Raw genomic sequence first — 26328 nt, forward strand, 5'->3', positions numbered from 1 at the left:
GTCTTGATGGCCCGTTCACCGCTTTCCTATATTCGTAGTGGCTTCGGCTTTTTCTGGCGCGCGCTCGACGCCGGCCGCCGCACGATCCTCAACCTGCTGTTCCTGGCGCTGCTGATCGTGCTGGCGATTGCCATCTTCGGCGGCGGCGCCAAGCCGCTCGCAGCCAAGACCACGCTGGTGCTGGACCTCAAGGGCCAGTTGGTCGAGCAGACCAGTCTCAACCCGCGCGACGCGCTGCTCACCAGCGCGCAAGGCGGCGAAACGCTGCGCATGCTGCAGCTGCGCGACGTGCTCAAGGTGCTCGACGCTGCCGCCAAGGATGCCAACATCAGCGGCGCCGTGCTGCTCACCGACGAAATGCAGGGTGGCGGACCCGCGATGCTGCGCGAAGTGGCGTCCGCCATCGACCGCTTCAAGGCGTCCGGCAAAACCGTGGTTGCCTGGGGCACCAACTATGACCAGAACCAGTACCTGGTCGCCGCCCACGCCAACGAGGTGTACGTGCACCCGATGGGCGTGGTGATGATTGAAGGTTACGGCCGCTATCGCAATTACTACCGCGACGCGCTCGACAAACTGGGCGTCACCGTCAACCTGATGCGCGTGGGTACCTACAAGAGCTTTGCGGAACCGTACATCGCCAACGGCCCGTCGCCAGCGGCAGCCGAGGCGGATGCCTACCTGAACAATGCCCTGTGGACGTCCTACACCGACAACGTGGAAAAGGCGCGCAAGCTGCCCAAGGGCCAGATCATGAAATCGATCGACGAATTGCCGGCCAAGGTGGTCGAGTTCAACGGCGACCTGGCAAAAATCACGCTGGCGGCCAAGCTGGTGGACGGTCTGAAAACCCGCGATGAAATCCGCGACCTGATGATCAAGCGCGGCGCCGTCGACGACGAAGGCAAGAGCTTCCGCCAGGTCGGCTTCGACGATTACCTGGCGCGCCAGTCCGAGCCGATGACCGGCGACGCCATCGGCGTGGTCATCGCCCAGGGTTCGATCAGCGACGGCACGGCCGGTCCGGGCAGCATCGGCGGTGATTCCACCTCCAAGCTGATCCGCGCTGCGCGCGAAGACAAGAACATCAAGGCCGTGGTGCTGCGCGTCGATTCGCCGGGCGGCAGCGCTTTTGCCTCCGAGTTGATCCGCCGCGAACTGGAACTCACGCGCGCTGCCGGCAAGCCGGTGGTGGTCTCGATGGGCAACGTGGCTGCGTCGGGCGGTTACTGGATTTCGATGTCGGCCGATGAAGTGATCGCCGAACCGAACACGATCACCGGTTCGATCGGCGTGTTCGCCATCCTGCCTACCGCCGAAAAAGTGGCTGACAAGCTGGGCATCCATTCCGCCGGCCAGCCTACCACGTGGCTTGGCGACGCCTACAATCCACTGCGCCCGCTCGATCCGCGCTTCGTGCAGGTAATGCAGGGCAGCGTCAACCATATCTACGCCGACTTTACCGCGCGCGCGGCAAAGGCCCGCAAAACCACGCCCGAGAAAATCGACGCCGTGGCGCAAGGCCGCGTCTGGACCGGCGCCCAGGCCAAGGAGCGCGGCCTGGTCGATACCCTGGGCAGCTACGGCGACGCCCTGGCGTCGGCCGCCAAGCGCGCCAAGCTGACCGGTTATCGCACCGTGTACATCGAACGCGAAATCAGCAAGTTCGAGCGGGTGCTGGGCATGGTCGGTGGCACGGCGGCGCAGGCAGTCGGTCAGTCGATCGCCAACGCGGTGTCGGCCAAGTTGAACCTCGGAGTGACGGCGGCGACCGGTCTGCCGCCTGGCGCGGCCAACGGCGTGGCGCAGGATATGGCGTGGCTGGCCGATATCAAGGCATCACGCAAGCCATTTACCGTGATTACGCACTGCTTGTGCGAAGTTCCGTGAGTTTTACGCGGGCAGCGGCAACGTAATCTCGAAGCAGCTGCCCCCGTCTCCGCGCAGCACACAGCGCGCCTCGCCGCCATGGCGGCGCGCGATTTGCCTGATCAACGCCAGGCCCAATCCCGCGCCACTGTTGTCGCGGGTGTTGCGGCGGCGGTAAAACGGCTCGAACACGCGTTCAAATTCCTCTTCCGGTATGCCCGGCCCCTGGTCCCACACCAACAAGCGCGCCATGCCTGTTTCGGCAGCGATGGTCACGTGCACCGGCGGCACACCGTGGCGGTAGGCGTTTTCCAGCAGGTTGCGCAGCAGGCGGCGCAGCAGGCGCGGGTCGCCTTGCAGCACGGCTGATTGGCCGTCGAGCAGCGCCTCGTCGTAGCGCGCGCATTCTTCGGCCGCCAGCGCCAGCAGGTCGATCTCTTCGTACTGGGTGGTGTCGGTGAGCGCACCGAGGCGGCTGGCCAGCAGGATTTCGTCGAGCAGGTCGTTCAGCTCCGCGATGTCCTGTTCCAGTCCGGCGCGCCGTTTGGGTTCCACGTTGTCCTTCACCAGTTCCAGCGCCAGGCGGATGCGCGCCAGTGGCGTGCGCAGTTCGTGCGAGGCGTTGGCCAGCAGGGTTTTATGGGCGCCCACCAACTGCTCGATCTTGTCGGCGGCGCTGTTAAAACTTTGCGCCAGGCGCGCCACTTCGTCATTGCCTTCCACTTTGACGCGCGCCGTCAGGTCGCCGGCGCCCAGCGATTCCACGCCCTGTTGCAGGCGCTCGAGGCGCTTGGTCAGTCGCCGTACCAGCGGAAACGCCGCCACGCCGATCACCAGCGCCAGCATCAGCATGGTGTTTTGCAGCGCCGCCTTGGGCCGGATGAAGCCGAGCGGCTCGCTCGACAGCAGCCGCCGGCCGTCGGGCAGGCGCACGTACGATTCGGGCGGCGGGCCGGTGATGCCGCGCTGGCGCCAGTGGCGCGCCGGGATCAGGTCGCCGACCACGGCCAGCGGCCGCCAGTCGCGCGTGTAGAGCGTCATGTGGGCGTTCAGGCCGGCCGCCACCTTTTCCAGCGCGGCCTGCTGCTGGGCGTGCGGGGCATCTAGCGGCGCCAGCACGTTCATCATCACCCGCGACAGGGTGGCGTTGGAGCGCTCCAGCGGCCCGCCCGAGCGGCCCCACGATTGCAGCACCGCCATGGCGAACAGCAGCAGCACGACCAGCAGCGCCACGTAAAAGCTGAAGTACAGGCGCGGCAAGCCGCGCGAAAAGCGCTGGAACAGTCCAGCTTTGGGCGCCGCAGGCGCAGGCCGTATTGCGCTCAATCCTGCACCTTGGCGAACAGGTAGCCCGCGCCGCGCACGGTGATGATGCGGCGCGGCTTTTTCGGGTCGTCCTCGACGGCGGCGCGGATGCGCGACATGTGGACGTCGATCGAGCGGTCGAACGCTTCGATCGGTTCGCCCTTGAGCAGTTCCATCAGGCTGTCGCGCGAGAGTACGCGGCCGGCGTGGCGGGCCAGCACCAGCAGCAGGTCGAACTGGTAGGCAGTCAGTTCGCACGGTACGCCGTCAAGCTTTGCCGAATGCGAGGCTGAATCGATTTCCAGCCGGCCGAAGCGCAGGAAGTCGTGGGAACCGGACGGGCCACCGCGCTGGTCGGCGCGGCCAAGGCCGACGTCCACGCGGCGGCGCAGGATGGCGCGCAGGCGGGCCAGCAGCTCGCGCGGTTCGAACGGCTTGGGCAGGTAGTCGTCGGCGCCCATTTCCAGGCCGACGATACGGTCGATGGCGTCGCCGCGCGCGGTGAGCATCAGCACCGGCACGTCGGAGACGGCGCGCGCCTGGCGGCATACGTCGAGGCCGTCCATGTCGGGCAGCATCAGGTCGAGGATCACGGCGTCGGCCTGGCCGGCGGCGATGTGCACGACGGCCTCGCGGCCGTTGGGGGCGTGGGTGACGCGAAAGCCTGCCTGGGTCAGGTATTCGGTGAGCATGTCTGCCAGGCGGGGATCGTCTTCCACCAGCAGGATGCGGTTGGCGGGTTCGGGTGGGGTGGTCATCATCAGATCATTTTACAGCGTTGCCGCCGCAGTTTAAGCGATGGGGGAGATTGTCGCGGGCGGCGGTATCGGGCCGATGTCACGCCGGTAAAGAAATGTAAAGCTAGTTGAAGGAAGTGTGGCTGAAGTCCTTGATTGTCCACGACTTTGTAGCGAGTTTGTATCGGCTGTGCATGGGCAACTGACAGGGCAGGGGCCTTGTGCTAGAGTCCACGCATTCTGATTCGCCAGCATACAAACAGGGACAATAATGGAAACACCAGCCAAGCCAAATTCGAATCTCAACCGCCCCAAAAGCCGCCGTTCAAAAATCATCGGTGGCGTGATCGCCGTCGCGGCGATGGCAGGGCTGGGAGGGCTGGCCTGGTATCTGACGCACCAGCCGGCGGCGCCCGTGCCTGGTGCTCCGGGCGCTGCCGGTCCCGGTGGTCCTGGCCCCGGCGGCCCCGGTGGCGGCAACCGGCGCGGCATGCCCGCCACCACGGTGGGCGTGGCCACAGCGGAAAAGGCCGACATCCCGGTCACGCTCGAAGCGCTTGGCACGGTCACCGCTGCAGCCACCACCACGGTGCGCCCGCAAGTGACCGGCATCCTGCAAAAAGTGCTGTTCAAGGAAGGCCAGATGGTCAAGGCCGGCCAGGTGCTGGCGCAGATCGATCCGCGCCAGTTCGAAATGTCGCTGCTGCAGGCCAGCGGCCAGCGCCAGCGCGACGAGGCGCAGCTGGAAAACGCCAAGCTCACACTCGAACGCTATAACACCCTGTTGAAACAGGACTCGATCGCGCGCCAGGACGTCGATACCCAGGCCGCGCTGGTCAAGCAGCTCGAAGGCACCGTCATGACCGACCGCGCAGCCGAAGGCACGGCCAAGCTCAATCTCGGCTACACCAAGGTCATCGCGCCGATCACCGGCCGCGTGGGCTTGCGCGTGGTCGATATCGGTAACCTGGTCAGTTCCGGCGACTCCACCGGCATTGCCGTGATCACGCAGATGTCGCCGATCGACGTCGAGTTCTCGATCCCGCAGGACAGCGTGCCGAACCTGATGCAGCGCATTAACGAGAATGCCGCGCTGCCGGCGCTGGCGCTCGACCGCACCCGCACCAACACGCTCGACAGCGGCAAGTTCGCGGCGCTGGACAACCAGGTCGATACCCAGACCGGCACCGTCAAGGCCAAGGCCCGCTTTGCCAACGACAAATCGACGCTGTTCCCGAGCCAGTTCGTCAACGTGCGGCTGGAACTGCGCACTATCAAGGACGCCATCATGGTGCCGGTGAACGCCGTGCGCCACGGCGCCAAGGGCGATTTTGTCTGGGTGCTCAAGGAAGACAAGACCGTCACCATGCGCAGCATTACGCGCGGCGAAGCGACGGTAGACAAGGTGCAAATCTCCAGCGGCCTGCAGGTCGGCGAAAAAGTCATCACCGAAGGCGCCGACCGCCTGAAAGAGGGCGCCAAGGTCACGCTGCCTGGTTCCGGCAACCACCAGGGCGCTGCCGGCGCCAAGGCCGCCGACGGCGCCGCGCCGGCCGGCGAGCATCGCCGCCGCAAAGATCAGGCCGCGGCGCAGTGAGGGACCATTCATGAGTCCATCCGCTCCCTTTATCCAGCGGCCGGTAGCGACCTCGCTGCTGATGCTGGCGATCGTGCTGGCCGGCCTGGTAGGCTTCAAGTTCCTGCCGCTGTCGGCGCTGCCGCAAGTCGATTTTCCCACCATCCAGGTGCAAACGCTGTACCCGGGCGGCAGCCCGGAGGTAATGGGCCAGACCGTGACCGCGCCGCTGGAACGCCAGTTCGGCCAGATGTCGGGCTTGCAGCGCATGAGTTCCACCAGCGCCGCCGGCGTGTCCATCATCACCCTGCAGTTCGGCCTGGGCCAGACGCTGGAAGTGGCCGAGCAGGAAGTGCAGGCCGCCATCAACGCCGGCACGTCGCTGCTGCCTACCGATTTGCCGGCGCCGCCCGTGTACGCCAAGGTCAACCCGGCCGACGCGCCGGTACTCACCTTGGCGATCACGTCCGACACCATGCCGCTGACGGAAGTGCAGAACATCGTCAACACCCGCCTGGCGCTGAAAATCTCGCAGGTCTCGGGCGTGGGCCTGGTGACCCTGTCCGGCGGCCAGCGCCCGGCCGTGCGCATCCAGGCCGATACGAACCTGCTGGCATCGTACGGGCTGGGGCTCGATACGCTGCGCACGGTGATCACGTCGTCCAACTCCAACGGCGCCAAGGGCAGTTTCGACGGCCCCACGCGCGCCTACACCATCAACGCCAACGACCAGCTGGTCACCGCCAAGGACTACCGCGACCTGGTGCTGACTTATAAGAACGGCGCCCCGGTGCGCCTGTCCGACGTGGCGCAGGTGGTCGATAGCGCCGAGAACGTGGAACTGGGCGCCTGGGCCGGCTCGCAGAACGACCTCAAACAGGCCATCATCCTCAACGTCCAGCGCCAGCCCGGCGCCAACGTGATCGCCACCGTGGACGCCATCAAGGCACGCCTGCCGGAACTGGAAGCGGGCCTGCCGGGCGCGATCAAGGTCGAGGTGCTGAGCGACCGCACCACCGGCATCCGCGCCTCGGTCAAGCACGTGGGCATGGAGCTGCTGCTGGCCGTGGTGCTGGTGGTGCTGGTGATCTTCGCCTTCCTGCACAGCATGCGCGCGACCATCATCGCCAGCCTGTCGGTGCCGATCTCGCTGATCGGCACCTGCGGCGTGATGTATTTGCTCGGCTACAGCCTGAACAACCTGTCGCTGATGGCGCTCACCATTGCCACCGGCTTCGTGGTCGATGACGCCATCGTCATGATCGAAAACATCGCCCGCTACATCGAAGAGGGCGACGCACCGATGCCGGCCGCGCTGCGCGGCGCCAAGCAGATCGGCTTTACCATCATCTCGCTGACGGTTTCGCTGATCGCGGTGCTGATTCCGCTGCTGTTCATGGGCGACGTGGTGGGCCGGCTGTTCCGCGAGTTCGCGATGGCGCTGGCAATCACCATTTTGATTTCAGCCGTGGTGTCTCTGACCCTGGTGCCGATGATGTCGGCGCGCTGGCTGAAACCGCACGGCGAGGAAAAGCCGAGCCGTTTCGCCATCAAGTTCCAGCATTTCTTCGACTGGGTGGTGGGCCACTACGACCGTTCGCTCACCTGGGTGATCGCGCGCAGCGGCCTGACCTTGCTGGTCGCCTTGGGCACCATGCTGCTCACCGTGCTGCTGTACATCGCCATCCCGAAAGGCCTGTTCCCGACGCAGGACACGGGCCAGTTGCAGGCGCGCCTGGAAACCGGCAAGGCCGTCTCGTATGCGCGCATGGCGGAACTGCAGCAGCAGGCTGCGCGCGCCATCCTCGACGATCCGGCCGTGGGCACGCTCAGCTCCGTGGTCGGCGTGGACGCGGCCAACAACAGCATGCTCCACACCGGCAGCATGCTGATCAACCTGAAACACGACCGCTCCGGCAACCAGCAGGACATCATGGACCGCCTGCGTTCACGCGTGGCGCAGATTCCGGGCATGACCTTGTACCTGCAACCGACCCAGGATCTGACCATTGACGCCGAATCGGGACCCACCCAGTTCCGCGTGTCGATCGAGGGGGCCGATAACGCCACCGTCAACGAGTGGGCCACCAAGCTGGCCGACCAGATGCGGACCAAGAAGGAGCTGCGCAACGTGGTGTCCGACGTGGGCGCCAGCGCCAATGCCGCGTACATCTCGATCGACCGCGATACGGCGTCGCGCCTGTCGGTCACCGCTGCATCGATCGACGATGCGCTGTACAGCGCCTTCGGCCAGCGCATCGTTTCCACCATCTTCACCGAGACCAACCAGTACCGCGTGATCCTGGAAGCGAAGAATGATTCCATCACGTCGCCGCAGGACCTGATCAACCTGCAATTGCGTACCGGCTCGGGCAAGGCTACGCCGCTGTCGGCGGTGGCCACCATCAGCGAGCGGCCGGCGCCGTTGCAGGTCACGCACGTGGCGCAGTATCCGGCCACCACGCTCGGTTTCGACACCGCCAGCGGCGTCTCGCTCGGTACCGCCGTGGATGCGATTCGCCAGGCCGCCGTGGAAATCAAGTTCCCGCAGTCGGTCACGCTGACCTTCCTCGGCGCTTCGGGCGCGTACCAGAATTCGCTGTCCAACCAGCTGTGGCTGATCCTGGCGGCGGTGGTGTGCGTGTACATCGTGCTCGGCGTGCTGTACGAGAGCTATGTGCATCCGCTGACCATCCTGTCCACCTTGCCGTCGGCCGGCGTGGGCGCGCTGCTGGCGCTGATGATCACGGGCCAGGACCTGGGGGTGATCGGCATTATCGGCATCATCCTGCTGATCGGCATCGTCAAGAAGAACGCCATCATGATGATCGACTTTGCCATCGAGGCCGAGCGCGAAGGCGGCAAGTCGCCGCGCGACGCGATCCATCAGGCCGCGCTGCTGCGCTTCCGCCCCATCATCATGACCACGCTGGCGGCGCTGTTTGCAGCCGTGCCGCTGATGCTGGGCTGGGGCGAGGGCGCCGAGCTGCGCCGGCCACTGGGCCTGGCCATCTTCGGTGGCCTGATCGTCAGCCAGCTGCTCACGCTGTTTACCACGCCGGTGATCTATCTTGCCTTCGACAGCCTGGGACGCCGCTTTGGTGGTCAGCCGGCCCGCAAGCACGATGATGCGTATCCGGTCGAAGGCGGTGCGCTGTGAACCTGTCGTCGCCCTTCGTCAAGCGGCCGATCGCCACCGTCCTGCTGACGATCGGCCTGGCGCTGGCCGGCATCGGCGCGTTCTTCGTGCTGCCGGTGGCGCCGCTGCCGCAGGTGGATTTCCCGGTCATTTCGGTGTCGGCCAGCCTGCCGGGCGCCAGCCCCTCGACCATGGCGTCGAGCGTGGCCACGCCGCTCGAACGGCACCTGGGCGTCATCGCCGGGGTCAACGAAATGACCTCGAGCTCGAACACGGGCAGCGCCAACGTCACCTTGCAGTTCGATCTCAATCGTAACGTCGATGCGGTGGCGCGCGAAGTGCAGGCGGCAATCAACGCCAGCCGGGTCGATCTGCCGGCCACGCTGCGCAGCAACCCCACCTACCGCAAGGCCAATACGTCCGGCTCGCCGGTAATGATCCTGGCGCTGACGTCCAAGACGCGCACGCCGGGCCAGATCTACGATGCCGTCTCCAACGTGGTGGTGCAGCGCCTGTCGCAGGTGGACGGCATCGGCGACGTGGAGCTGGGCGGCGGTTCGCTGCCGGCGGTGCGGGTGGAACTGAACCCGTACACGCTCAACAAGGTGGGCCTGTCGATGGAGGACGTACGCGCCGCCATCCAGGCCACCAACGCCAACCGCCCGCGCGGCGCCCTGCAGGGCGACGGCCGCCGGCTGCAAATCTATACCGAATCGGTGAACGGGGAGGGCGGCCGCAGCGCCGCCAACTACCGCAACCTGGTGGTGGGCTGGCGCGACGGCACCGCCATCCGCCTGCAGGATGTGGCCGAAGTGGTCGATGGCGTGGAAGACCAGAACAACCTGGGCCTATTCAACGGCCAGCCGGCCATCGTCGTGCTGCTGCGGCCCCAGGCCGGCGCCAACGTGATCGAGACCGTGGACAGCGTGCGTGCGCAACTGCCTGCCTTGCAGGCGCAGTTGCCGCCCGATGTGACGGTGTCGGTTGCCAGCGACAGCACCAATTCCATCCGCTCCTCGCTGCACGAAATCGAAATCACGCTGATCATCTCGATCCTGCTGGTGGTGCTGGTGGTGAGCGCCTTCCTGCGCAACCTGCGCGCCACCATCATTCCGGCCGTGGCCACCATCGTCTCGCTGCTCGGCACTTTCGGTGTGATGTATTTGCTCGGCTTTTCACTCAACAACCTGTCGCTGATGGCGCTGACGGTGGCCACCGGCTTCGTGGTCGATGACGCCATCGTGGTGCTGGAAAATACCACGCGTCATATCGAGGCCGGCATGGACCGCATGACAGCGGCATTGCTCGGTGCGCGCGAGGTGGGTTTTACCGTGCTGTCCATCAGCCTGTCCCTGATCGCGGTGTTCATTCCGCTCTTGTTCATGGGCGGCCAGTTCGGCGCGCTGTTCAAGGAGTTTGCCGTCACCCTGTCGGCGGCGGTGATGATTTCGCTGGTGGTGTCGCTCACCACCACACCGATGATGTGCGCCTGGCTGCTCAAGGCCGACCAGCACACCGCCAAGCCGGGCCGCATTGCGCGCGTGTTCGAGCGCGGTTTCGACCGCATCCTGAAAGGCTACGAGCATGGCCTGGATTGGGCCTTGTCGAGCGTGTGGCTGGTGATGCTGGGATTGCTGTTCGTGGTGGGCCTGAACTTTTACCTGTTCGCGGCCATTCCCAAGGGCGGCTTCCCGCAGCAGGATACTGGCCAGATCAACGGCGGCATCCGCGCCGACCAGAGCATCTCGTTCCAGGCCATGCAGGGCAAGCTGCGCCAACTGGTGAACATCATCAAGGACGATCCCGATGTCGCTACCGTGGTGGGCTTTACCGGCGGGCGGCGTGCCGGCGGCGGCTTCATGTTCATCAACCTCAAACCCGCCAACGAGCGCACCGTGGCCGGCAACGCCGTACTGGCGCGCCTGCGGCCGAAACTGGCCAAGGTGACCGGCGTGAGCCTGTTCCTGAGCCCCGTGCAGGACTTGCGTTCGGGCGGTCGCTCGGCCAACGCCAACTACCAGTATACGCTCAAGAGCGACAACGAGGCCGATCTGAAAAAATGGGCCACGCGCCTGGCCGAGGCCATGAGAGGCCAGCCCGGCATGATCGACGTCGATAGCGACCAGGCCGAGAATGGCGTGGAAACCTATGTCACGGTGGACAAGGACAGTGCATCACGCCTGGGTATCACGTCCAGGGACATCGACAATGCGCTGTACAACAGCTTTGGCCAGCGCCAGGTAGCCACCATATACGATGAGGTCAACCAGTACCACGTGATCATGGAAGTGGCGCGCGAGTACAGCCGCAGTCCCGAGTCGCTCAAGGATGTGTATGTGCCGTCGAAGGGGCTGCCGTCGCCCACGGCGTCCAATCCCAGCGGCGCTCCCGCTGCGACCACCACCACGACCACCGCCAGCGGCACCACCACCACGGCCAGCAGCACCGGCCTGGCGGCCAACGTGTCGGCGCCGGCGGTGCGCGACGCTTCGTCCGGGTCCGCGCTGAGCACCTCTGCCACCACCATGGTGCCGCTGTCGGCGGTGGCCACATTTGCCGAGAGTTCCACGGCCACCTCGATCAACCACCAGGACGGCGAACTGGCCACCACCATCGCCTTCAACCTGGTGGAGGGCGTGAGCCTGTCCGACGCAACGGTGCAGATTGCCGCCGCCGAGGCGGCGATCGGCCTGCCGAACAATGTGCGCGGCAGCTTCCAGGGCTCGGCCAAGAACGCCCAGGACAGCAACAAGGCGCTGCCGCTGCTGATCCTGGCCGCCATCGTGGTGATCTACATCGTGCTGGGCATCCTGTACGAAAGCCTGGTACACCCGGTGACCGTGCTGACTACCTTGCCGTCGGCAGGCGTGGGCGCCGTGCTGGCGCTGTTGCTGTTCAAGATGGAGTTCTCGACCATCGCCCTGATCGGGATTTTCCTGTTGATCGGCATCGTCAAGAAGAACGCCATTCTGATCATCGACTTTGCGCTGGAGGCCGAGCGTTCGCGTGGGCTGTCACCGCTGGAGGCAGTGCGCGAGGCATGCCTGCTGCGCTTCCGCCCGATTCTGATGACCACCGTGGCTGCCGCGCTGGGCGCGCTGCCGCTGGCGATCGGCTTTGGCGAAGGCTCCGAATTGCGCCGTCCGCTGGGCGTGACCATCGTCGGCGGCCTGATCGCCAGCCAGCTGCTGACCCTTTTCACCACGCCGGTGGTGTACATCCTGATGGACAAGCTGCGTCGCCGCAGCCCGTCCGAACAACAACTGAGCAGAATCCACGGCGAGCAGGCAACTGCGGCGCCGACCACACCATGAGCACACAAGTACCTGTTTTCCGTCCTGCGACCATTGTCCTGACCTTGGCGTCTGCGCTGCTGGCGAGCGGCTGCGCGGTCGGTCCCGCCTACCAGGTGCCCGCCACCCCAAGCCCTGCGGCCTTCAAGGAAACCGCGCCCGCCGCCGAGAAAGTGGCCGCCGGCTGGACCGAGGCCACGCCGGCCGACATGCTCGAGCGCGGCCCGTGGTGGCAGCTGTTCGGCGACGAGCAGCTGAACCAGATGGCCGCCAGCCTGGAAGTGACCAACCAGAACGTGGCGGTGGCCGCAGCCAATTACGCGCAGGCCCGGGCGCTGGTGGCCGAGCAGCGCGCGGCGCTGTTCCCGGTGGTCGATTTGTCCGCCACCGCCAACCGCACCGGCGGTGGCGGCGACACCCGCGCCACCAATGCCTACCGCACCAGCATCGGCGCCAGCTGGGAGCCGGACGTGTGGGGCAAGCTGCGCGCCGGCGCCAACAGCGCCGAGGCCAGCTTGCAGGCCAGCGCTGCCGACCTGGCCGCCGCGCGCCTGTCCGCGCAAGGTGAATTGGCCACCAATTACCTGTCGCTGCGCATGACCGACGCCCAGAAGGAGCTGCTCGACGCCACTACCGAGGGCTACGAGCGGGTGCTGCAAATTACCCAGAACCGTTTTGATGCCGGCGTCACCGCCAAGTCGGACCTGCTGCAGGCGCAAACCCAGCTGGCCAATGCCCGCATCGACCAGGTGAGCCTGGTGCGCCAGCGCGCCGTGCTCGAACATGCGATCGCGGTCCTGCTGGGCCGCGCCGCCAGCGACTTTGCCATTGCTCCCGCCAAGTGGGCCGTGGTGGTGCCCGATGTGCCGACCGGCGTGCCCTCGACCTTGCTGCAACGCCGGCCCGACATTGCTACCGCCGAGCGCCGGGTGGCCGTGGCCAATGCGCAGATCGGCATTGCGCGCGCCGCCTACTTCCCGAGCCTGACCCTGAGCGGCTCGTACGGCTTCGGCTCCAGCGCCACCGGCGGCCTGTTCAACGCATCGAACAACCTGTGGTCGCTGGGCCTGTCGGCGGCGCAAACGCTGTTCGACGCCGGCGCCATCAAGGCCCGCGTGGCCGGCGCGGAGGCCTCGCGCGACGCCGCCATTGCCAGCTACCGCCAGACCGTGCTGACCGCGTTTGCGGACGTGGAAAACCAGCTGTCGGCCACGCGCGCGCTGGCGTTGCAGCTCGAATTGCGTCGCGCCGCATCGGAAGCGGCCGACCAGGTGGAGGCGCAAATGCTCAACCGCTACCGCGCCGGCCAGGTCAACTACACCGAGGTGGTGACCGCCCAGACCACCGCGCTCAACGCGCGCCGCGCTTTGATCCAGGCCCAGGGCGACCGCCAGACCACGGCGGTGGCGCTGATTCAGTCGCTCGGCGGCGGCTGGCACGTGGCGGCGCAGTAGCGGCCGGCCAGCGTTGCGGGCGCGGCGACTGCCATAGGGCAGGGGTGGAAAAGCAAGACGCTTTGCTATAATAATCTGGCAAGCTATCCTTTTTCGCCACGCCACCGCGCCCGGACGCCACCATGAATACCTCCAGCGCTTCCCCCGAAGTCCCGGCTGTACCAGACAGCGGGCAGGGGTGCGTTCAAGCCGGACAGGTGCCGGTCGTGGGCATCGGCGCTTCTGCCGGCGGTTTCGATCCCATCTGCGAATTCCTGGCCAGCGTGGCGCCGGCCAGCGGCTTTGCCTACGTAGTGGTGCAGCACCGCGATCCGTCGCAGCAGTCGATCCTGCCGCAGTTGCTGCAACGCGTGACGCGCATGCCGGTAGTCGAGCTGGCGCATGGTGCGGCGGTGCAAGCCGACCATGTGTACGTGGCGCCGGCCAGCGGCGTTTGCGGCTTCGACAGCGGTTGCTTTACCGTCCGGCCGGCCGACGGGCGCCATCCGATCGACAGTTTTTTCCGCGCGCTCGCCGCTTGCTGCGGTGAGCATGCCGTGGGCATTACGCTGTCTGGCGCCGGCGCCGACGGCACCATCGGCCTGGCAGCGATCCGCGATGCCGGCGGCCTGACCATGGCGCAATTGCCGGCATCGGCGCGCTTCGACCCCATGCCGGCCAGCGCGATTGCCGCGCACGCGGTGGACATCGTGGCGCTGCCGGCCGAGATGGCGGCGCAGGTGGCCAACTGGCGCCGCCGCCGCGCGAACGACCAGACAGGCACGCTGCTGATGCAGGCCGACGACCAGCGCGCGGCCTTGCAGCAGATGTACCAGCTGCTGCTCCAGCACACTGGCGCCAACTTTGCCGATTACAAGCTCAGTACCGTAATGCGCCGCATCGACCGCCGCATGAAGCTGCGCCAGTGCGCCACCTTGCCCGACTACGTGCGCTGGATGGCCGACAACCCGGCGGAAATCGAGTTACTGTTCAAGGAGCTGCTGATCGGCGTGACCAGCTTTTTTCGCGATGCGGCCGTGTGGGATTACCTCGGTAGTCAGGCGCTGCCGCGCTTGCTGGCCTCGCACCCGGACGGCGCTGCGTTCAAGGCCTGGGTGCCGGCCTGCTCCACCGGCGAGGAGGCGTATTCGCTGGCCATCTCCTTCGACGAAGTGCTCGAACGGTTACGCCCGGCCGCGCGCTTCACGCTGCAAATCTTCGCCACCGACCTCGATGGCGACGCCATCGACCGCGCGCGCCAGGGGCAGTTCCATGCCGCTATTGCCGACAACATCGCGCCCGAACGGCTGCGCCGTTATTTCACGCCGGCCGACAACGGCGGCTACCGTATCCGCAAGGACTTGCGCAGTTCCATCATCTTCGCGCGCCAGAACCTGATTTCCGATCCGCCGTTTACCAAGCTCGATATCCTGTGCTGCCGCAACCTGCTGATCTATTTCACGCCGCGTCTGCAGGCGCAACTGATTCCGCTATTTCATTACGCGCTCAAGCGCAACGCCCTGCTGGTGCTGGGCAGTGCCGATACGCCGGGCCGCTTCCACGAGCTGTTCGCACCGCTGCCCGGCACCAGCCGCGTGTACCGCCGGCTCGATGCGGAACCCGGGCGCGTTTCCAGCTACTTCCCTACGCGGGCCACCAATGCGGCACTGCCCGCCACACCTCAGATCGGCCAGGCCATCATGAAAGAAAACCTGCAAACCCAGGTCGAGCAACAGCTGTTGCGCAAGCACTCGCCGGCAGCCGTGCTGCTTAATGCAGACGGCGATATTCTTTATATCCACGGGCGTACCGGCGAGTTCCTGGAGCCGGCGGCCGGCAAGGCCAACTGGAATATTCACGCCATGGCGCGCGATGGCCTGCGCCACGAATTGGCGGCGCTGGTGCAAAACGCGGCGCAGGCCGAGCAGATGGTGGAAACGCGCGGCCTGATCCAGCAGGATGCCCACGGCCGCCCTGCGCGTTCGCTCGACATCACGGCGGAAGCGATGCCGCGCAGCGGCCCGCTGGCCGGTACCGTCATGGTCACTTTTACCAGTTGCGCGCTGCCGCCGCAAAAACGCCGTCCGCGTCCAGTCCAGCCGCTGGTGCTGGAACTGGAGCAGAAACTGGCACAGGCGCGGCTGGAAATCCAGGCCGTGCGCGACGAAATGCAGGCCTCGCGGGAGGAGCTCAAGTCCGCCAACGAGGAACTGCAATCGACCAACGAGGAGCTGCAATCGACCAACGAGGAACTGACCACCTCGAAGGAGGAAATGCAGTCGCTGAACGAGGAGCTGTACACGGTCAACGCCGAACTGCAGTCGAAGGTAGACGACCTGTCGCTGATCAACGGCGACATGAAGAACCTGCTCAACAGCACCGACATCGCCACCATCTTCCTCGATAACGCCTTGCGTATCCGCCGCTACACCGACCAGGCCACGCGCATCTACAAATTGATTCCCGGCGATGTGCAGCGCCTGCTCAGCGACATTGCCAGCGACCTCGATTACCCGGGCCTGGAAGCGGATGCCGAAGGCGTGTTGCGCACGCTGGTGGTGTGCGAGAAGCACGTGCCTACCCGCAGCGGCGGCTGGTACACGGTGCGCATCATGCCTTACCGGACGGTGGACAACGTGATCGACGGCGTGGTGGTCACCTTCATCAACATCACCGAGGCGAAGCAACTGGAGGCGCAGTTGCGGTCGATGCAAAATGGCGCGGCGTGACCTGAAAAGATCGCCGCGCCAGCCGCTGGCGGCCGACCAGTTGCGCGAAGCTGCCGAGCAGGCGGTGGCGGCGATGGCATCGAGCGGCGTGCAGGCGCCGCCGGGCGCCGACAGCGACGCACTGCGCCACTGGCACGAGCTGCAGGTGAGCCAGATCGAGCTGGACATGCAAACCCTTGCCCTGGCCGAGCTGCAGTCGGAACGCGACGAGGCCGAAGAAGGGCGCGAGCGCTATGCCGTGCTGTACGACCAGGCCCCGGTGGGCTACCTGTCGCTCGATGCCGAAGGCGGCATCACGCGCGCCAATGTCGCGGCCGGCGAGCTGCTCGGACTGCCGCGCGATGCGCTGCCGGGCCGGCGCTTCGAGCAGTTCGTGGCGGCATCGGCGCAGGCCGTCCTGCGGCGGTTCCTGGCCGGGGTGCTCGAACACGGCCAGCGCGGCACCCTGGAGCTGCCGCTGTTCGATCCGCGCAAGCCCGGTAACGGCGGCGGGGAGGGCCGTCAGGTCCACCTGGACGTCAACCTCGATCCCGGCGCCCGCAAGTTCCGCGTGATCCTCACTGACATCGGCAGCGACCGCGCGCGCGAGGCAGCGCGCCAGCGCGCGTTCCAGGTGCTTGACCACATGGGCGAGGGCGTCCTGGTGTGCGATGCCAATTGCGATATCGTCGCCGTCAACCGCGCCTTTACCGCAATTACCGGCTATGCGGTGGAAGAAGCGCTGGGGCGCAATCCGCGTTTCCTCGGCCACCCCGGCGCCCATGCTCCCGGCTATCACGCGGACGCGATGCAGCGCTTGCGCACGGAAGGCAAGTGGGAAGGCGACGTGCACAACCGCCGGCGCGACGGCACGCCGTGGGTGGCCAGCATGTCGCTCACCGTGATCCACGACGAGCAGGGCGCCATCAGCCGCTACATCGGCGTGTTTTCCGATGTGACGGCGCGGCGGCGCGCCGATGCCGACTTGCTGGCGCTGTCGCGCGACCTCGATGCGCGGGTGGCGGCGCGCACTGCCGAGCTGACCGCCGCCAACCGCCTGCTGACCATGGAAATCGCCGAGCGCAAGCGCACCGAGGCCGCGCTGTTCCAGTCGCGTGAACAGCTGCGCAAGCTCGCCGCGCACCTGGAGTCGGTCAAGGAGGAGGAGCGCAAGCGCATTGCGCGCGACGTTCACGACGAGCTGGGACAGAACCTGCTGGCGCTGCGCATCGACATCTCGCTGCTGGCCGTGCGTACCGGCAGCCGCCATCCGCGCCTGCACCGGCGCACCCAGTGCGCGCTCGACCATGTGGATGCCACCATCCGCAGCGTGCGCGGCATCATGAACGACCTGCGCCCGGCCGTGCTGGACCTGGGCTTGCAGGCAGCGCTCGAATGGCAGGCGGCCGAGTTCCGCAAGCGCAGCGGCATTGCCTGCGACCTGTCGTTGCCGCCCGAAGCCGAATTTGCGGCCATCGGTCCGGAAGTGGAGATCGTGCTGTTCCGCAGCCTGCAGGAGGCGCTGACCAACGTGCGGCGCCACGCCAAGGCTACCCATGTGGCGATTGCGCTCACGGTGCGCGAAGGGCGGCTCACTTTCACCGTGGCCGACAACGGCATCGGCCTGGCGCCGGAAGGACGCGCCAAGAGCGACTCGTTCGGCCTGATCGGCATGGCGCAGCGGGTGCAGGCGCTGGGCGGCCACCTCGAGGTGGCGCCATACCTGGCCGGCGGCGGTTGCCGGCTCACGTTGTGCATCGACCTGGTATGGAGCTGACGCGGGAAAAGGAATATACTGCCGCTGACTTTCAACCAGGGGCTCAATCTTGTTAAAAAAACTCGCAATGTCTGTCGCCATGATCTGCGCGGCAGCCACGTCGGCGCGGGCCGACGAAGGCCAATGGCAGCCATACCAGCTGCCGCAGCTGAAATCCGAACTCAAAAAGATCGGTATCGCCATCCCCGCCGAAAAACTGGCCGACCTGTCGAAGCACCCGATGAGCGCCATCGTTTCGCTGGGCGGCTGCTCGGCATCGTTCGTCTCCAGCGCCGGCCTGGTGGTCACCAACCACCACTGCGCGTATGGCGCCATCCAGCGCAACTCGAGTCCCGAACACAATTACATCGAAAACGGCTTCCTGGCCAAGACCCGCGCGGAAGAGTTGCCGGGCGGTCCGAACACGCTCGTTTACGTCACCGACAAGGTGGAAAACGTCACAGCCCGTGTACTGAAAAACGTCACGCCGGCCATGACCGGCAAGCAGCGCCACGATGCCGTCGAAAAAGCCATCAAGGTATTGATCGCCGAATGCGAAAGCGATAAAGCCTATCGCTGCTCGGTGCCGGCCTTCCATCGCGGCCTCGAATACTATCGCATCCGCCAGATGATGATCCGCGACGTGCGCCTGGTGTACGCGCCGGCCGACATGATCGGCAATTTCGGCGGCGACATCGACAACTACGAATGGCCGCGCCAGGGCGGCGACTACTCGTTCCTGCGCGCCTACGTGGGCAAGGATGGCCGCCCGGCCGATCCGTCGCCGGACAACGTGCCTTACCAGTCGAAGGACTTCCTGGTGGTGTCGGCCGCCGGCCTGAAAAACGGCGACCCGGTGCTGCTGGCCGGCTACCCGGGCCGCACCAGCCGCTACAAGCTGCCGTCCGAAGTGCGCGCCGCGCGCGACGTGACGTTCCCGCAGCGCGTGGCCGAAATCCAGGCCGACCTCGACGTGATTGCCGCATCGACCAAAGGCAGCCCGGCCAACGAAGTGCGCTACGCCAGCGTGGCCAAGAGCCTCAACAACGTGATGAAGAAGGCGCAGGGCCTGTCCGACGGTTTCGCGCGCAAGGACATCGCTGCCATCAAGGATGCGCAGGATGCCGAGTTCCGCGCCTGGTACGCCAAACAGCCGGGCAAGTCGCCGCAACTGCTGGCCGAACTCGATAGCGTGATCGCTGCCGACATCGCCTTGTCCGACGAAGAATTCGGCCACGGCGTGGCGTTCACCAGCGACCTGCTGAAAAGCGCCACCACCCTGGTACGCCTGGCCAACGAAGGCGCCAAGCCCGATGCCGAGCGCGAAGTGGGTTACCAGCAGCGCGACCAGAACATGATCCGCGCGCGCCTGAACCGCCTCGAGCAATCGTACGTGGCCGGCGTGGACCAGGCGCGCTTCACCGCCGCCCTGCAACGCTACGCCAAGCTGCCGAAGGCCCTGCACGTGCAGGGCCTGGACGCCTTGCTGCCGGCGCCGGACGCCGTGGCCGCGCTGTACGCCAACACCGAACTGGGCGACACCGCCAAGCGGGTGGGCTGGATGGGCAAGGACGCCGCTGCCGTAAAGGCCTCGAACGACGCCTTCCTGCAACTGGCGTTAAAGCTCGACGGCGTGACGCAGTCGCTCAAGGATCGCCGCGCTGAACTGGACGGCAACCTCGAACGCGTGATCCCGCAATACATGGCGGCCGTGATCGCGTGGAAGAAATCGCAGGGCAAGCCGGTGTACCCGGACGCCAACTCCACGCTGCGCGTGACCTACGGTACCGTGGCGCCATACTCGCCGGCCGACGGCATCACCAAGGGGCCGTTTACCACGGTGGAAGGCATCGTCCAGAAGCACACGGGCAAGGATCCGTTCAATGCGCCGCAAAAGCTGCTCGACGCGATCAAGGCCAAGCGCTACGGCCAGTTCAAGGATCCGGTGCTGGGCACGGTGCCGGTGGACTTCCTCACCAGCGCCGACACCACGGGTGGCAATTCCGGCTCGGCGGTGATGAACCGCAACGGTGAGCTGATCGGTCTGAATTTCGACTCCACCTACGAGTCGATCACCAAGGACTGGTACTTCGATACGGAGATCACCCGCGCCATCCACATGGATATCCGGTATATGCTGTGGATCATGACGGAAGTGGACCATGCCGACAACCTGCTGCAGGAAATGACCATCAAGTATCCAACCAAGGCCGCGAAGTAAACCATGCACGCACTGACAGACCTGCTCGGGTATATGAACCTGCCATTGCACCTGGCGGTGTTCGTCACGACGCCGCTCGAGCTGCTGTCGTTCGTGCTGGCGGTGGTCACGGTGTGGCTCAATATCCGCCAGAGTCACTGGGCCTGGCTGTTCGCGATCGTCTCGTCGGCCACCTACGCGATGGTGTTCTTCGGTTCGCGCCTGTACGGCGACATGGGCTTGCAGTTCGTGTTCATCGCGGTATCGATCTACGGCTGGCGCCAGTGGCTGCGCGGCGATGGCAATCATGCGGCTTTGCCGGTCACCGCGCTCGATGCGCGCGGGCGCTGGCTGGCGGTGGGCGGCTGGTTTGCCGGCTTCGTGGTGCTGGCCATGTTCCTCAAGACCTGGACCGATACCGACGTGCCGCACTCGGACGGTTTTCTCACCGCCGGCAGCCTGGTCGGGCAGTTGCTGCTGTCGCGCAAAAAGGTGGAGAACTGGCACGTGTGGATCATTGTCGATGTGCTGTACGTGGGTCTGTACCTGCACAAGAACCTGATGCTTACCGCCATCCTGTACGCGATCTTCGTGGGCATGGCAATCGTGGGCCTGCGCACCTGGCAGCAGTCGGCCGGCATGCCCACCGGCGGCGGTGGCAATGACGGCGGCGGACGCCGGCTGGTGCTGGAGTGACTGTCGGCGTGGGGGAGCAAGCGTTGCCGGTGAAAGTGGCCATCCTGGGCACGGCATCGTCGGGCAAGAGCACGCTGGCGGCGGCCCTGGCGCGCGACTACGGCACCGTGTGGGTGCCGGAATACCTGCGGGAGTTTGTCGATACCGAGCAGCGCATTCCGGTCGCGCAGGACCAGATCCATATCGCCCGCACCCAGCTGGCGCGCGAAGACATCGCGGCGCCGCTGGCGCACCGCTACCTGTTCTGCGACACCACGCCGTTGATGACGGCCGTGTACAGCCGCCATTATTTTCAAGGGATCGACGCCGAACTGGCGCAACTGGCCGACCGCCACCAGCGCGACTACGCCGTCACGCTGGTGACTGCGCCCGATATACCGTGGGAAGCGGACGGCCTGCAACGCGAATCGGAGCAGGTGAGCGTGACCATCAACACCATGTTGATGGAAGAGTTGAAAAGGCGCGCCATTCCCTACCTGCTGGTCACAGGCACGCCCGAAGCGCGCCTGGCACAGGCCAGGCGCTACTTGCCTTAGAAGTCGAACTGCGCCGACACGCGGCCGGTGCGCGACGCGCCCGGGATCAGGTAGCCGCCCAGGTCCGGGGTGACATCGCGCCAGTAGAACTTGTCGAAGGCGTTGTCGATGCCGGCGCGCACGGTAGTGGCCACGCCGCCGATGCGGGTGGAGTAGGCCGCCGCAAAATTCATCAAGTGGTACTTGGGCACGAACACCGTGTTCTCGGCATCGAAGGCCTTCTTGCCCGAATACTGCCAGTTGGCGCTCACATTGAGTCCCTGTACCTGCGGCACCGCGTAGTCGGCATACACCGACGACTTGAACGCCGCCACGTTGGTCACGCGCTTTCCGTCCAGGCTGGCCGAGCCGGTGCCGCTTTGCCTGGTGCTCAGCCCTGTGGCGGTGATGCCGACGGTGAGTTCGCGCGAGGCGCGGCCGTTGAGCCCCATTTCCAGGCCACGGTTTTCTGCCTCGCCGTTACGCACGAACATATTGGAAGCGTTGTCGACGTATTCCAGGCCCTTGCGGATCTGGAACAGCGCCAGCGTGGCACTGAGTTCGGTGCGGATGTCGGCCTTGACACCGAGCTCCACCTGTTTCGACTTTGCCGGTTCCAGCGCCTGCCGTTCGTTCAATGATCCCTTGGGCGCCACGCCGCCATGCTCGAGGCCTTGCGCGTACGAGGTGTAGAGCGAGACGTTCGGACGCAGGCTGTACACCAGCGCCACGCTGGGCAGCCAGAAGCCGGCATCGGTCAGAGCGTTGGGCTGGATCACGCCGGCCTCGTTTTCACCGACGTACTGGTTGCGGCGCACCTGCACGTAGCGCGCACCGGCATGCAGCTTCAGTTGTTCGGCGAGGCTGACGATATCCTGGGCGAACAGCGAGCGCTCGTTGGTGTAGCGGCGCTCGGACACCGGGCCGCTGGTGCCCGGTGCTGGCGGCACGATCACCGGGTGGTAGATATTGCTGGTACCCGAGTAATCGTACAGGTCGTCGCCCCATTTTTCGCGGTTGCGCATCAGCGAGCTGCCGAACGTCACCTCGTGTTCGATCGCGCCGGCGGCAAAGCGGCCCTGCAACAGCGCCTGCACCGTCAATGGCGATTTCTTTTCGCCTTCGCTGATGTAGTTATATACGTCGTAGTCGCCGTTGCCGCAGAAGCCAGGGTACAGGTCCTGCGCACCGCAGCCGTAAGGGAAGGCCGTGTAGTCGTCGCGCTTGAAGGTGTTCTGATTGGCGCTGACGGTGGCTTTCCACTCGGGCGAGAAGGTGTACTCGAAGCGGGCGCCGATATTGCTGCTGATGGTTTCGACCGGGCGCGCCCACGGCTGGTCGTTGAGCATGGTGTCGGCATCGATTGCCGGCAGCGTGGTGTTGTTGAGCAGCTGGAAGCCGGGGGCGGTCAGCTGCGACTTGCGCTGGTAGTCGGCGTCGATTTGCAGCAGCGCCTGCGGCGAGATGCGCCAGTCGAATGCGCCCGAGATGAACTTGCGGTTGCCGTCGGCGCCCTTGACGATCGAGCGCAGGCGCTCGGCAGCGACGTTGACGCGATAGCCGAAGCGGGTGTCCTCGAAGCGGCCGCCAACGTCGGCAGCGCCGTACAGCGTGCCACGCTCGCGCGTTTCCAGCACCACCATGCGGATCGGGTTGTCGGTGGGGCGCTTGGTCACGTAGTTGAGCACACCGCCGGGCGCGGACACGCCGGCCTGCAGGCCGGACAGGCCTTTCAGTACTTCCAGCCGTTCCTTGTTTTCCAGCGCGATCTGGGTATCGCCGGCAATCGTCATGCCGTCCTTGCGGTAGCTGGTGCCGTTATCGAGCTTGAAGCCGCGGATCGAGAATTGCTCGGCATAGCCGACCGCGTTGTAGGCGTCGGACAGGCTGGCGTCGTAGCGGGCGGCGTCGGTGGTGGAGCGGATCTGCAGGTCCAGCATCTGCTGCGACGTGATCACGTTGAGCGAGGCCGGGGTGCTCAGCAGCGGCGCATTGGAAAAGCCGCCGATCGAGGCGGTGCTGGCGCGGGCCTTGGTCGCGCTGACGACGACTTCGGGCAGCGCCTGGTCGGCTTCCTCGGCCATGGCGGCGCCGGCAAAGGAGTTGAACACCGCTACGGCGATGACGGATACGGCAAGGTTGGGTTTGTACATGTCTGCTCTCTACTTGTTCGGCCGGAAGCCGCGAAGAGAGCCATCAAAGGAGGGGAGGAGACCGACTTTTGCGCTTTCCTTCGCTGGCATTATCCAGATCAGGTACGAAGGGTATCTCTCACCCGGAAACAATTCCAGGACCCCTAGCGAACCGCGAGTGTAACACAAACGTCATCATTGAAAGGCCGCATCGTGGGACCGCCAGCGCGATTGTGACGCCTGCGTCACGCGTGCGCCACAATCGGCGCCGCCTCGCTACACTGCCACTTTTGCGCCGCAAGGCGCCAGCGAGGCGGGCCCGGCAATGCAAGCAAGACCGTCCGCAACGTGCAGTGAAAGGATGGGAATGAGGCAGTCGTATCAAGAAGGTAGTTTTTTCGCCGTGCCATTGCTCGATGGTGGTTACGGCGCCGGCCTGGTGGCGCGTTTGTCGCCGGGCAGCAAGATCATGCTGGCCTATTTGTTCGGTCCCCGGCAAGATGGTTTGCCCGACCTGGCGCAGCTTGCCTCGTTGACCGCGCAAGACGCGGTCAAGGTACTGCGGGTTGGCGACATGGCGCTGGTCAGTGGCCACTGGCGCGTGCTGGGCGAGCTCGAGGCTTTCGATCCCGCCCAGTGGCCGATGCCGCAGTTCCTGCGCCGGGCCGACGCCCTCAAGCGCGCCTGGCGCGTTACCTACTCCAGCAACGATCCTGCCCGCTCCGAGCGCGAGGAGTCGGTGCCTTACGAAACCGTCGGCTTCGAGGCCGATTCGCTGTACGGCTACGGTTCGGCCGAGCTGCTGCTGACCAAGCTGCTGGTTGGCGCCGACCACCCGCTCAACCGCAAATCAGTCTGATCCGGTCGTTCACTCAGCTGCAGCCGACATTCCACGCCGTGTACTCGCCACGGCTTTTGCGCACCGCCACCCGCGCCACGGTATTGCGGTCGCTCTCGAACACCATGCCCAGCATCAGCGGCGCGCCGGCGACGGGCGCCGCCGGCTCGAGCGCGGCCAGCCGGTACGTCAGCGCGCGATACGGCGCGCATTGCGAGTTGCCGGCAAACAGCAGACGTGCACGTCCCAGCAAATCGCGGTGCTGGCGCAGCAGCGCCACGGCGTCCACGTCCGCCACCTTCGGGTCCTGCAAGGTGGTGTAGCGCGCTGCCGCACAGGGCACGGTGGGCGTGGCCAGCCATATGTACCAGCGCGGCGGCTCGGCCGCATCCTGCCAGCGCTCGCCCACGGGGGCCCTGGCGTCATAAATAAAACTCGAACGGATTTGCCGGCACAGGTCCGGGTGCGAGCGGCGCGGTGACGAGTCCACGCGCGCGATCACGCGCCAGGGCTGTTTGTTGCCATGGCGTTCGACCTCGAAGGCGGGGGCGAACAACGGCGGCGTGGCCCACGGCCCTTGCGGCACAGCCGCCTGGCGCGCGCTGAAAAATGCGTCGAACGACGTGCGCTCTTCGGTGGTCGGCTCGCGTTGCTGCAGCGGCATGGCGGGTTTTGCTGCCCAGGCGGGCATGGCGAGTGCGCAGGCAAGCAGCGCGGCGGTCATCAAGGTCGAATGTCTCATGCTGCTTTCATCAGGATCTGGATCGCCAGGCCGCCGCCGTCGCGATTGCGTACCCTCAGTTCGGCGCCATGGCGCTGCAATACACGGTCCACGATGGCCAGCCCCAGGCCGGCGCCATTGGCCTGGCCGCGCGCCGTATCGAGCCGGGTGAAGGGCTTGAGCAACTGGCCGATCTGGTCGTCGGGCACGCCGGCGCCGTGGTCCTGCACCTCGATCACCACCCGGCTGGCTGCACCCACGCCCTTGATGCTGCAGCCGATATCGATCTCGGTGACGTCCTGGTCGGGCGTCTTGCCGTAGCGGCGCGCGTTTTCCACCAGGTTGTTGATCACGCGTTTAAGGTCGGTGGCGTTGCCCATCGCGTGCAAGCCAGGTGCGATGTCGGTCTTGACGCGCACATCGGGAATGCGCGCGGCGTCGTGCGCGACATCGGCCAGCAGTTCGCTGATATCGACGTTGATGAAGCTCGACGCTTCGGTGGGCCTGGCGTAATCGAGGAACTGGCCGATGATGGCGTCCATCTGGCCGATGTCGGACTGGATGCCTTCGCGCGCTTCGTCCGACAGATGGGCCATTTCCACTTCGAGCTGCATGCGCGCCAGCGGGGTGCGCAGGTCGTGCGAAATACCGGCCAGGATCACCGCGCGGTCCGACTCCACCTGCTGCAACTGCAGCACCATCTGGTTGAACGAGCGGTTCGCTTCGAGGATTTCGTTCGGGCCTTTTTCAGGCAGCGGATCGGGGCGCATGCCTTGGGCAAAAGCGCGCGTAGCCTTGGTCAGGCGCCGCAGCGGCAGGTTGACCAGGCTGGAAATGAAGGCTGCGCCCAGCAGCGAAATGAGCGACACCACGCTGGCCCAGCCCAGCCACTGGATGCCGGTCAGGCCGCGAATGCGCTCGCGTTCGAGCATCAGCCAGTACTGGTCGTCGTCGATCTTGAACGACACCCAGAAGCCGGAGACGCCGTTGACCTTGGACGAAAATCGCGTGTCCTGTCCAAGCTTGGCGCGCACCAGCTTCTGGATGTCGGGCATGAGCGCGTTGTCGGGCGGGGGATCGACCTGGTCGTCGGCTTCCAGCGTGAACACCCGGATGCCTTCGTTGGATACCAGGTCGAACAGCAGTTCGCGCCGCAGTTCGGGCGCCGAGTGGGTGAGGGCGGCATGGGTGATGGTGACCACCGACACCACCTGCGCCGAGATCTGCTGCACCTGCGGATCGTGCTGGACCACGCTGATCATGCCCACCCAGGCTGTCATGCTGGTGGTGGTAAGGGCGCCCAGCAGGATGAAGGTACGCCAGAACAAACCGCTTTTCAGGCTGGCGAGACGGAGCGTGAACAACCATTTGAGCGGTGACTTCGACTTGGACTTCATGCGCTAGCCCGCG

16 protein-coding genes and 1 riboswitch are annotated in these 26328 nt (G+C 65.7%); of the genes, 11 read left to right on the forward strand and 5 right to left on the reverse strand.

The window, feature by feature from the left end; genetic code table 11:
* The first annotated feature begins 6 nt into the window (after positions 1–6).
* The gene (gene sppA / locus ASF04_RS16245) at positions 7–1890 is read left to right on the forward strand and encodes a signal peptide peptidase SppA (RefSeq protein ID WP_056143779.1); all 1884 of its coding nucleotides are present in this window, start codon (positions 7–9) and stop codon (positions 1888–1890) included.
* A gap of 3 nt (positions 1891–1893) precedes the next feature.
* Here sppA and ASF04_RS16250 read toward each other — a convergent pair whose 3' ends face one another.
* Both ASF04_RS16250 and ASF04_RS16255 read right to left on the reverse strand, forming a co-directional pair.
* A complete protein-coding gene (locus ASF04_RS16250; protein ID WP_056143782.1) occupies positions 1894–3195 on the reverse strand; it encodes a HAMP domain-containing sensor histidine kinase in 1302 nt (433 codons plus the stop codon).
* Positions 3192–3935: a response regulator transcription factor gene (locus ASF04_RS16255; RefSeq protein ID WP_056143785.1), complete on the reverse strand. Its 744-nt coding sequence runs from the start codon at positions 3933–3935 to the stop codon at positions 3192–3194. Before ASF04_RS16255 ends, ASF04_RS16250 begins: the two co-directional genes overlap by 4 nt.
* A 247-nt stretch (positions 3936–4182) precedes the next feature.
* Between ASF04_RS16255 and ASF04_RS16260 the strand changes: the two genes are divergently transcribed.
* From ASF04_RS16260 to ASF04_RS16300, 9 genes are all read left to right on the forward strand, one after another.
* Positions 4183–5508, forward strand: a complete 1326-nt coding sequence (locus ASF04_RS16260; RefSeq protein ID WP_056143787.1) for an MdtA/MuxA family multidrug efflux RND transporter periplasmic adaptor subunit — start codon at positions 4183–4185, stop codon at positions 5506–5508.
* 10 nt (positions 5509–5518) lie between these two features.
* The gene (locus tag ASF04_RS16265; protein ID WP_056143790.1) at positions 5519–8647 is read left to right on the forward strand and encodes an efflux RND transporter permease subunit; all 3129 of its coding nucleotides are present in this window, start codon (positions 5519–5521) and stop codon (positions 8645–8647) included.
* Complete coding sequence (locus ASF04_RS16270; protein ID WP_056143795.1) at positions 8644–11940, forward strand: efflux RND transporter permease subunit; 3297 nt, start codon at positions 8644–8646, stop codon at positions 11938–11940. The genes ASF04_RS16265 and ASF04_RS16270 overlap by 4 nt, the downstream gene beginning before the upstream one ends.
* The gene (locus tag ASF04_RS16275; RefSeq protein ID WP_056143799.1) at positions 11937–13373 is read left to right on the forward strand and encodes an efflux transporter outer membrane subunit; all 1437 of its coding nucleotides are present in this window, start codon (positions 11937–11939) and stop codon (positions 13371–13373) included. The genes ASF04_RS16270 and ASF04_RS16275 overlap by 4 nt, the downstream gene beginning before the upstream one ends.
* A 122-nt stretch (positions 13374–13495) precedes the next feature.
* Positions 13496–16081, forward strand: coding sequence for a CheR family methyltransferase (locus tag ASF04_RS16280; RefSeq protein ID WP_229205075.1), 2586 nt, complete (start codon positions 13496–13498; stop codon positions 16079–16081).
* The gene (locus ASF04_RS16285; RefSeq protein WP_056143806.1) at positions 16068–17837 is read left to right on the forward strand and encodes a PAS domain S-box protein; all 1770 of its coding nucleotides are present in this window, start codon (positions 16068–16070) and stop codon (positions 17835–17837) included. Before ASF04_RS16280 ends, ASF04_RS16285 begins: the two co-directional genes overlap by 14 nt.
* A 67-nt stretch (positions 17838–17904) precedes the next feature.
* Positions 17905–20037 carry a S46 family peptidase gene (locus ASF04_RS16290; RefSeq protein ID WP_229205076.1) on the forward strand — a complete coding sequence of 711 codons (2133 nt, stop codon included), beginning with the start codon at positions 17905–17907 and terminating at the stop codon, positions 20035–20037.
* 33 nt (positions 20038–20070) lie between these two features.
* Positions 20071–20712 (forward strand): nicotinamide riboside transporter PnuC, encoded by a 642-nt coding sequence (gene pnuC, locus ASF04_RS16295; RefSeq protein ID WP_056143812.1) that lies wholly within the window; start codon positions 20071–20073, stop codon positions 20710–20712.
* Positions 20709–21248, forward strand: coding sequence for an AAA family ATPase (locus tag ASF04_RS16300; protein ID WP_056143816.1), 540 nt, complete (start codon positions 20709–20711; stop codon positions 21246–21248). Before pnuC ends, ASF04_RS16300 begins: the two co-directional genes overlap by 4 nt.
* Here the strand turns inward: ASF04_RS16300 and ASF04_RS16305 are convergent.
* Complete coding sequence (locus tag ASF04_RS16305) at positions 21245–23380, reverse strand: TonB-dependent siderophore receptor (RefSeq protein ID WP_056143820.1); 2136 nt, start codon at positions 23378–23380, stop codon at positions 21245–21247. The genes ASF04_RS16300 and ASF04_RS16305 overlap by 4 nt on opposite strands.
* A 58-nt stretch (positions 23381–23438) precedes the next feature.
* Positions 23439–23535: riboswitch (TPP riboswitch) on the reverse strand.
* A 191-nt stretch (positions 23536–23726) separates the two neighbouring features.
* Between ASF04_RS16305 and ASF04_RS16310 the strand changes: the two genes are divergently transcribed.
* On the forward strand, positions 23727–24218 hold the full coding sequence (locus tag ASF04_RS16310) for an Imm26 family immunity protein (RefSeq protein ID WP_019920274.1): 492 nt from the start codon (positions 23727–23729) through the stop codon (positions 24216–24218).
* Between the two features lie 13 nt (positions 24219–24231).
* Here ASF04_RS16310 and ASF04_RS16315 read toward each other — a convergent pair whose 3' ends face one another.
* Both ASF04_RS16315 and ASF04_RS16320 read right to left on the reverse strand, forming a co-directional pair.
* Positions 24232–24939, reverse strand: a complete 708-nt coding sequence (locus ASF04_RS16315) for a hypothetical protein (protein WP_229205078.1) — start codon at positions 24937–24939, stop codon at positions 24232–24234.
* The gene (locus tag ASF04_RS16320; RefSeq protein ID WP_056143823.1) at positions 24936–26315 is read right to left on the reverse strand and encodes a sensor histidine kinase; all 1380 of its coding nucleotides are present in this window, start codon (positions 26313–26315) and stop codon (positions 24936–24938) included. The genes ASF04_RS16315 and ASF04_RS16320 overlap by 4 nt, the downstream gene beginning before the upstream one ends.
* Between the last annotated feature and the right edge of the window lie 13 nt (positions 26316–26328).

The sequence above is a fragment of the Duganella sp. Leaf61 genome (genome assembly GCF_001421905.1).
GTDB lineage: Bacteria > Pseudomonadota > Gammaproteobacteria > Burkholderiales > Burkholderiaceae_D > Rugamonas > Rugamonas zoogloeoides.

Coding starts and splice junctions, on each gene's coding strand:
- sppA (WP_056143779.1), top strand. CDS start 7: ATGGCCCGTTCACCGCTTTCCTATATTCGTAGTGGCTTCGGCTTTTTC.
- ASF04_RS16255 (WP_056143785.1), bottom strand. CDS start 3,935: ATGATGACCACCCCACCCGAACCCGCCAACCGCATCCTGCTGGTGGAA.
- ASF04_RS16260 (WP_056143787.1), top strand. CDS start 4,183: ATGGAAACACCAGCCAAGCCAAATTCGAATCTCAACCGCCCCAAAAGC.
- ASF04_RS16265 (WP_056143790.1), top strand. CDS start 5,519: ATGAGTCCATCCGCTCCCTTTATCCAGCGGCCGGTAGCGACCTCGCTG.
- ASF04_RS16275 (WP_056143799.1), top strand. CDS start 11,937: ATGAGCACACAAGTACCTGTTTTCCGTCCTGCGACCATTGTCCTGACC.
- ASF04_RS16280 (WP_229205075.1), top strand. CDS start 13,496: ATGAATACCTCCAGCGCTTCCCCCGAAGTCCCGGCTGTACCAGACAGC.
- ASF04_RS16285 (WP_056143806.1), top strand. CDS start 16,068: ATGGCGCGGCGTGACCTGAAAAGATCGCCGCGCCAGCCGCTGGCGGCC.
- ASF04_RS16290 (WP_229205076.1), top strand. CDS start 17,905: ATGTCTGTCGCCATGATCTGCGCGGCAGCCACGTCGGCGCGGGCCGAC.
- pnuC (WP_056143812.1), top strand. CDS start 20,071: ATGAACCTGCCATTGCACCTGGCGGTGTTCGTCACGACGCCGCTCGAG.
- ASF04_RS16305 (WP_056143820.1), bottom strand. CDS start 23,380: ATGTACAAACCCAACCTTGCCGTATCCGTCATCGCCGTAGCGGTGTTC.
- ASF04_RS16310 (WP_019920274.1), top strand. CDS start 23,727: ATGAGGCAGTCGTATCAAGAAGGTAGTTTTTTCGCCGTGCCATTGCTC.
- ASF04_RS16315 (WP_229205078.1), bottom strand. CDS start 24,939: ATGAGACATTCGACCTTGATGACCGCCGCGCTGCTTGCCTGCGCACTC.
- ASF04_RS16320 (WP_056143823.1), bottom strand. CDS start 26,315: ATGAAGTCCAAGTCGAAGTCACCGCTCAAATGGTTGTTCACGCTCCGT.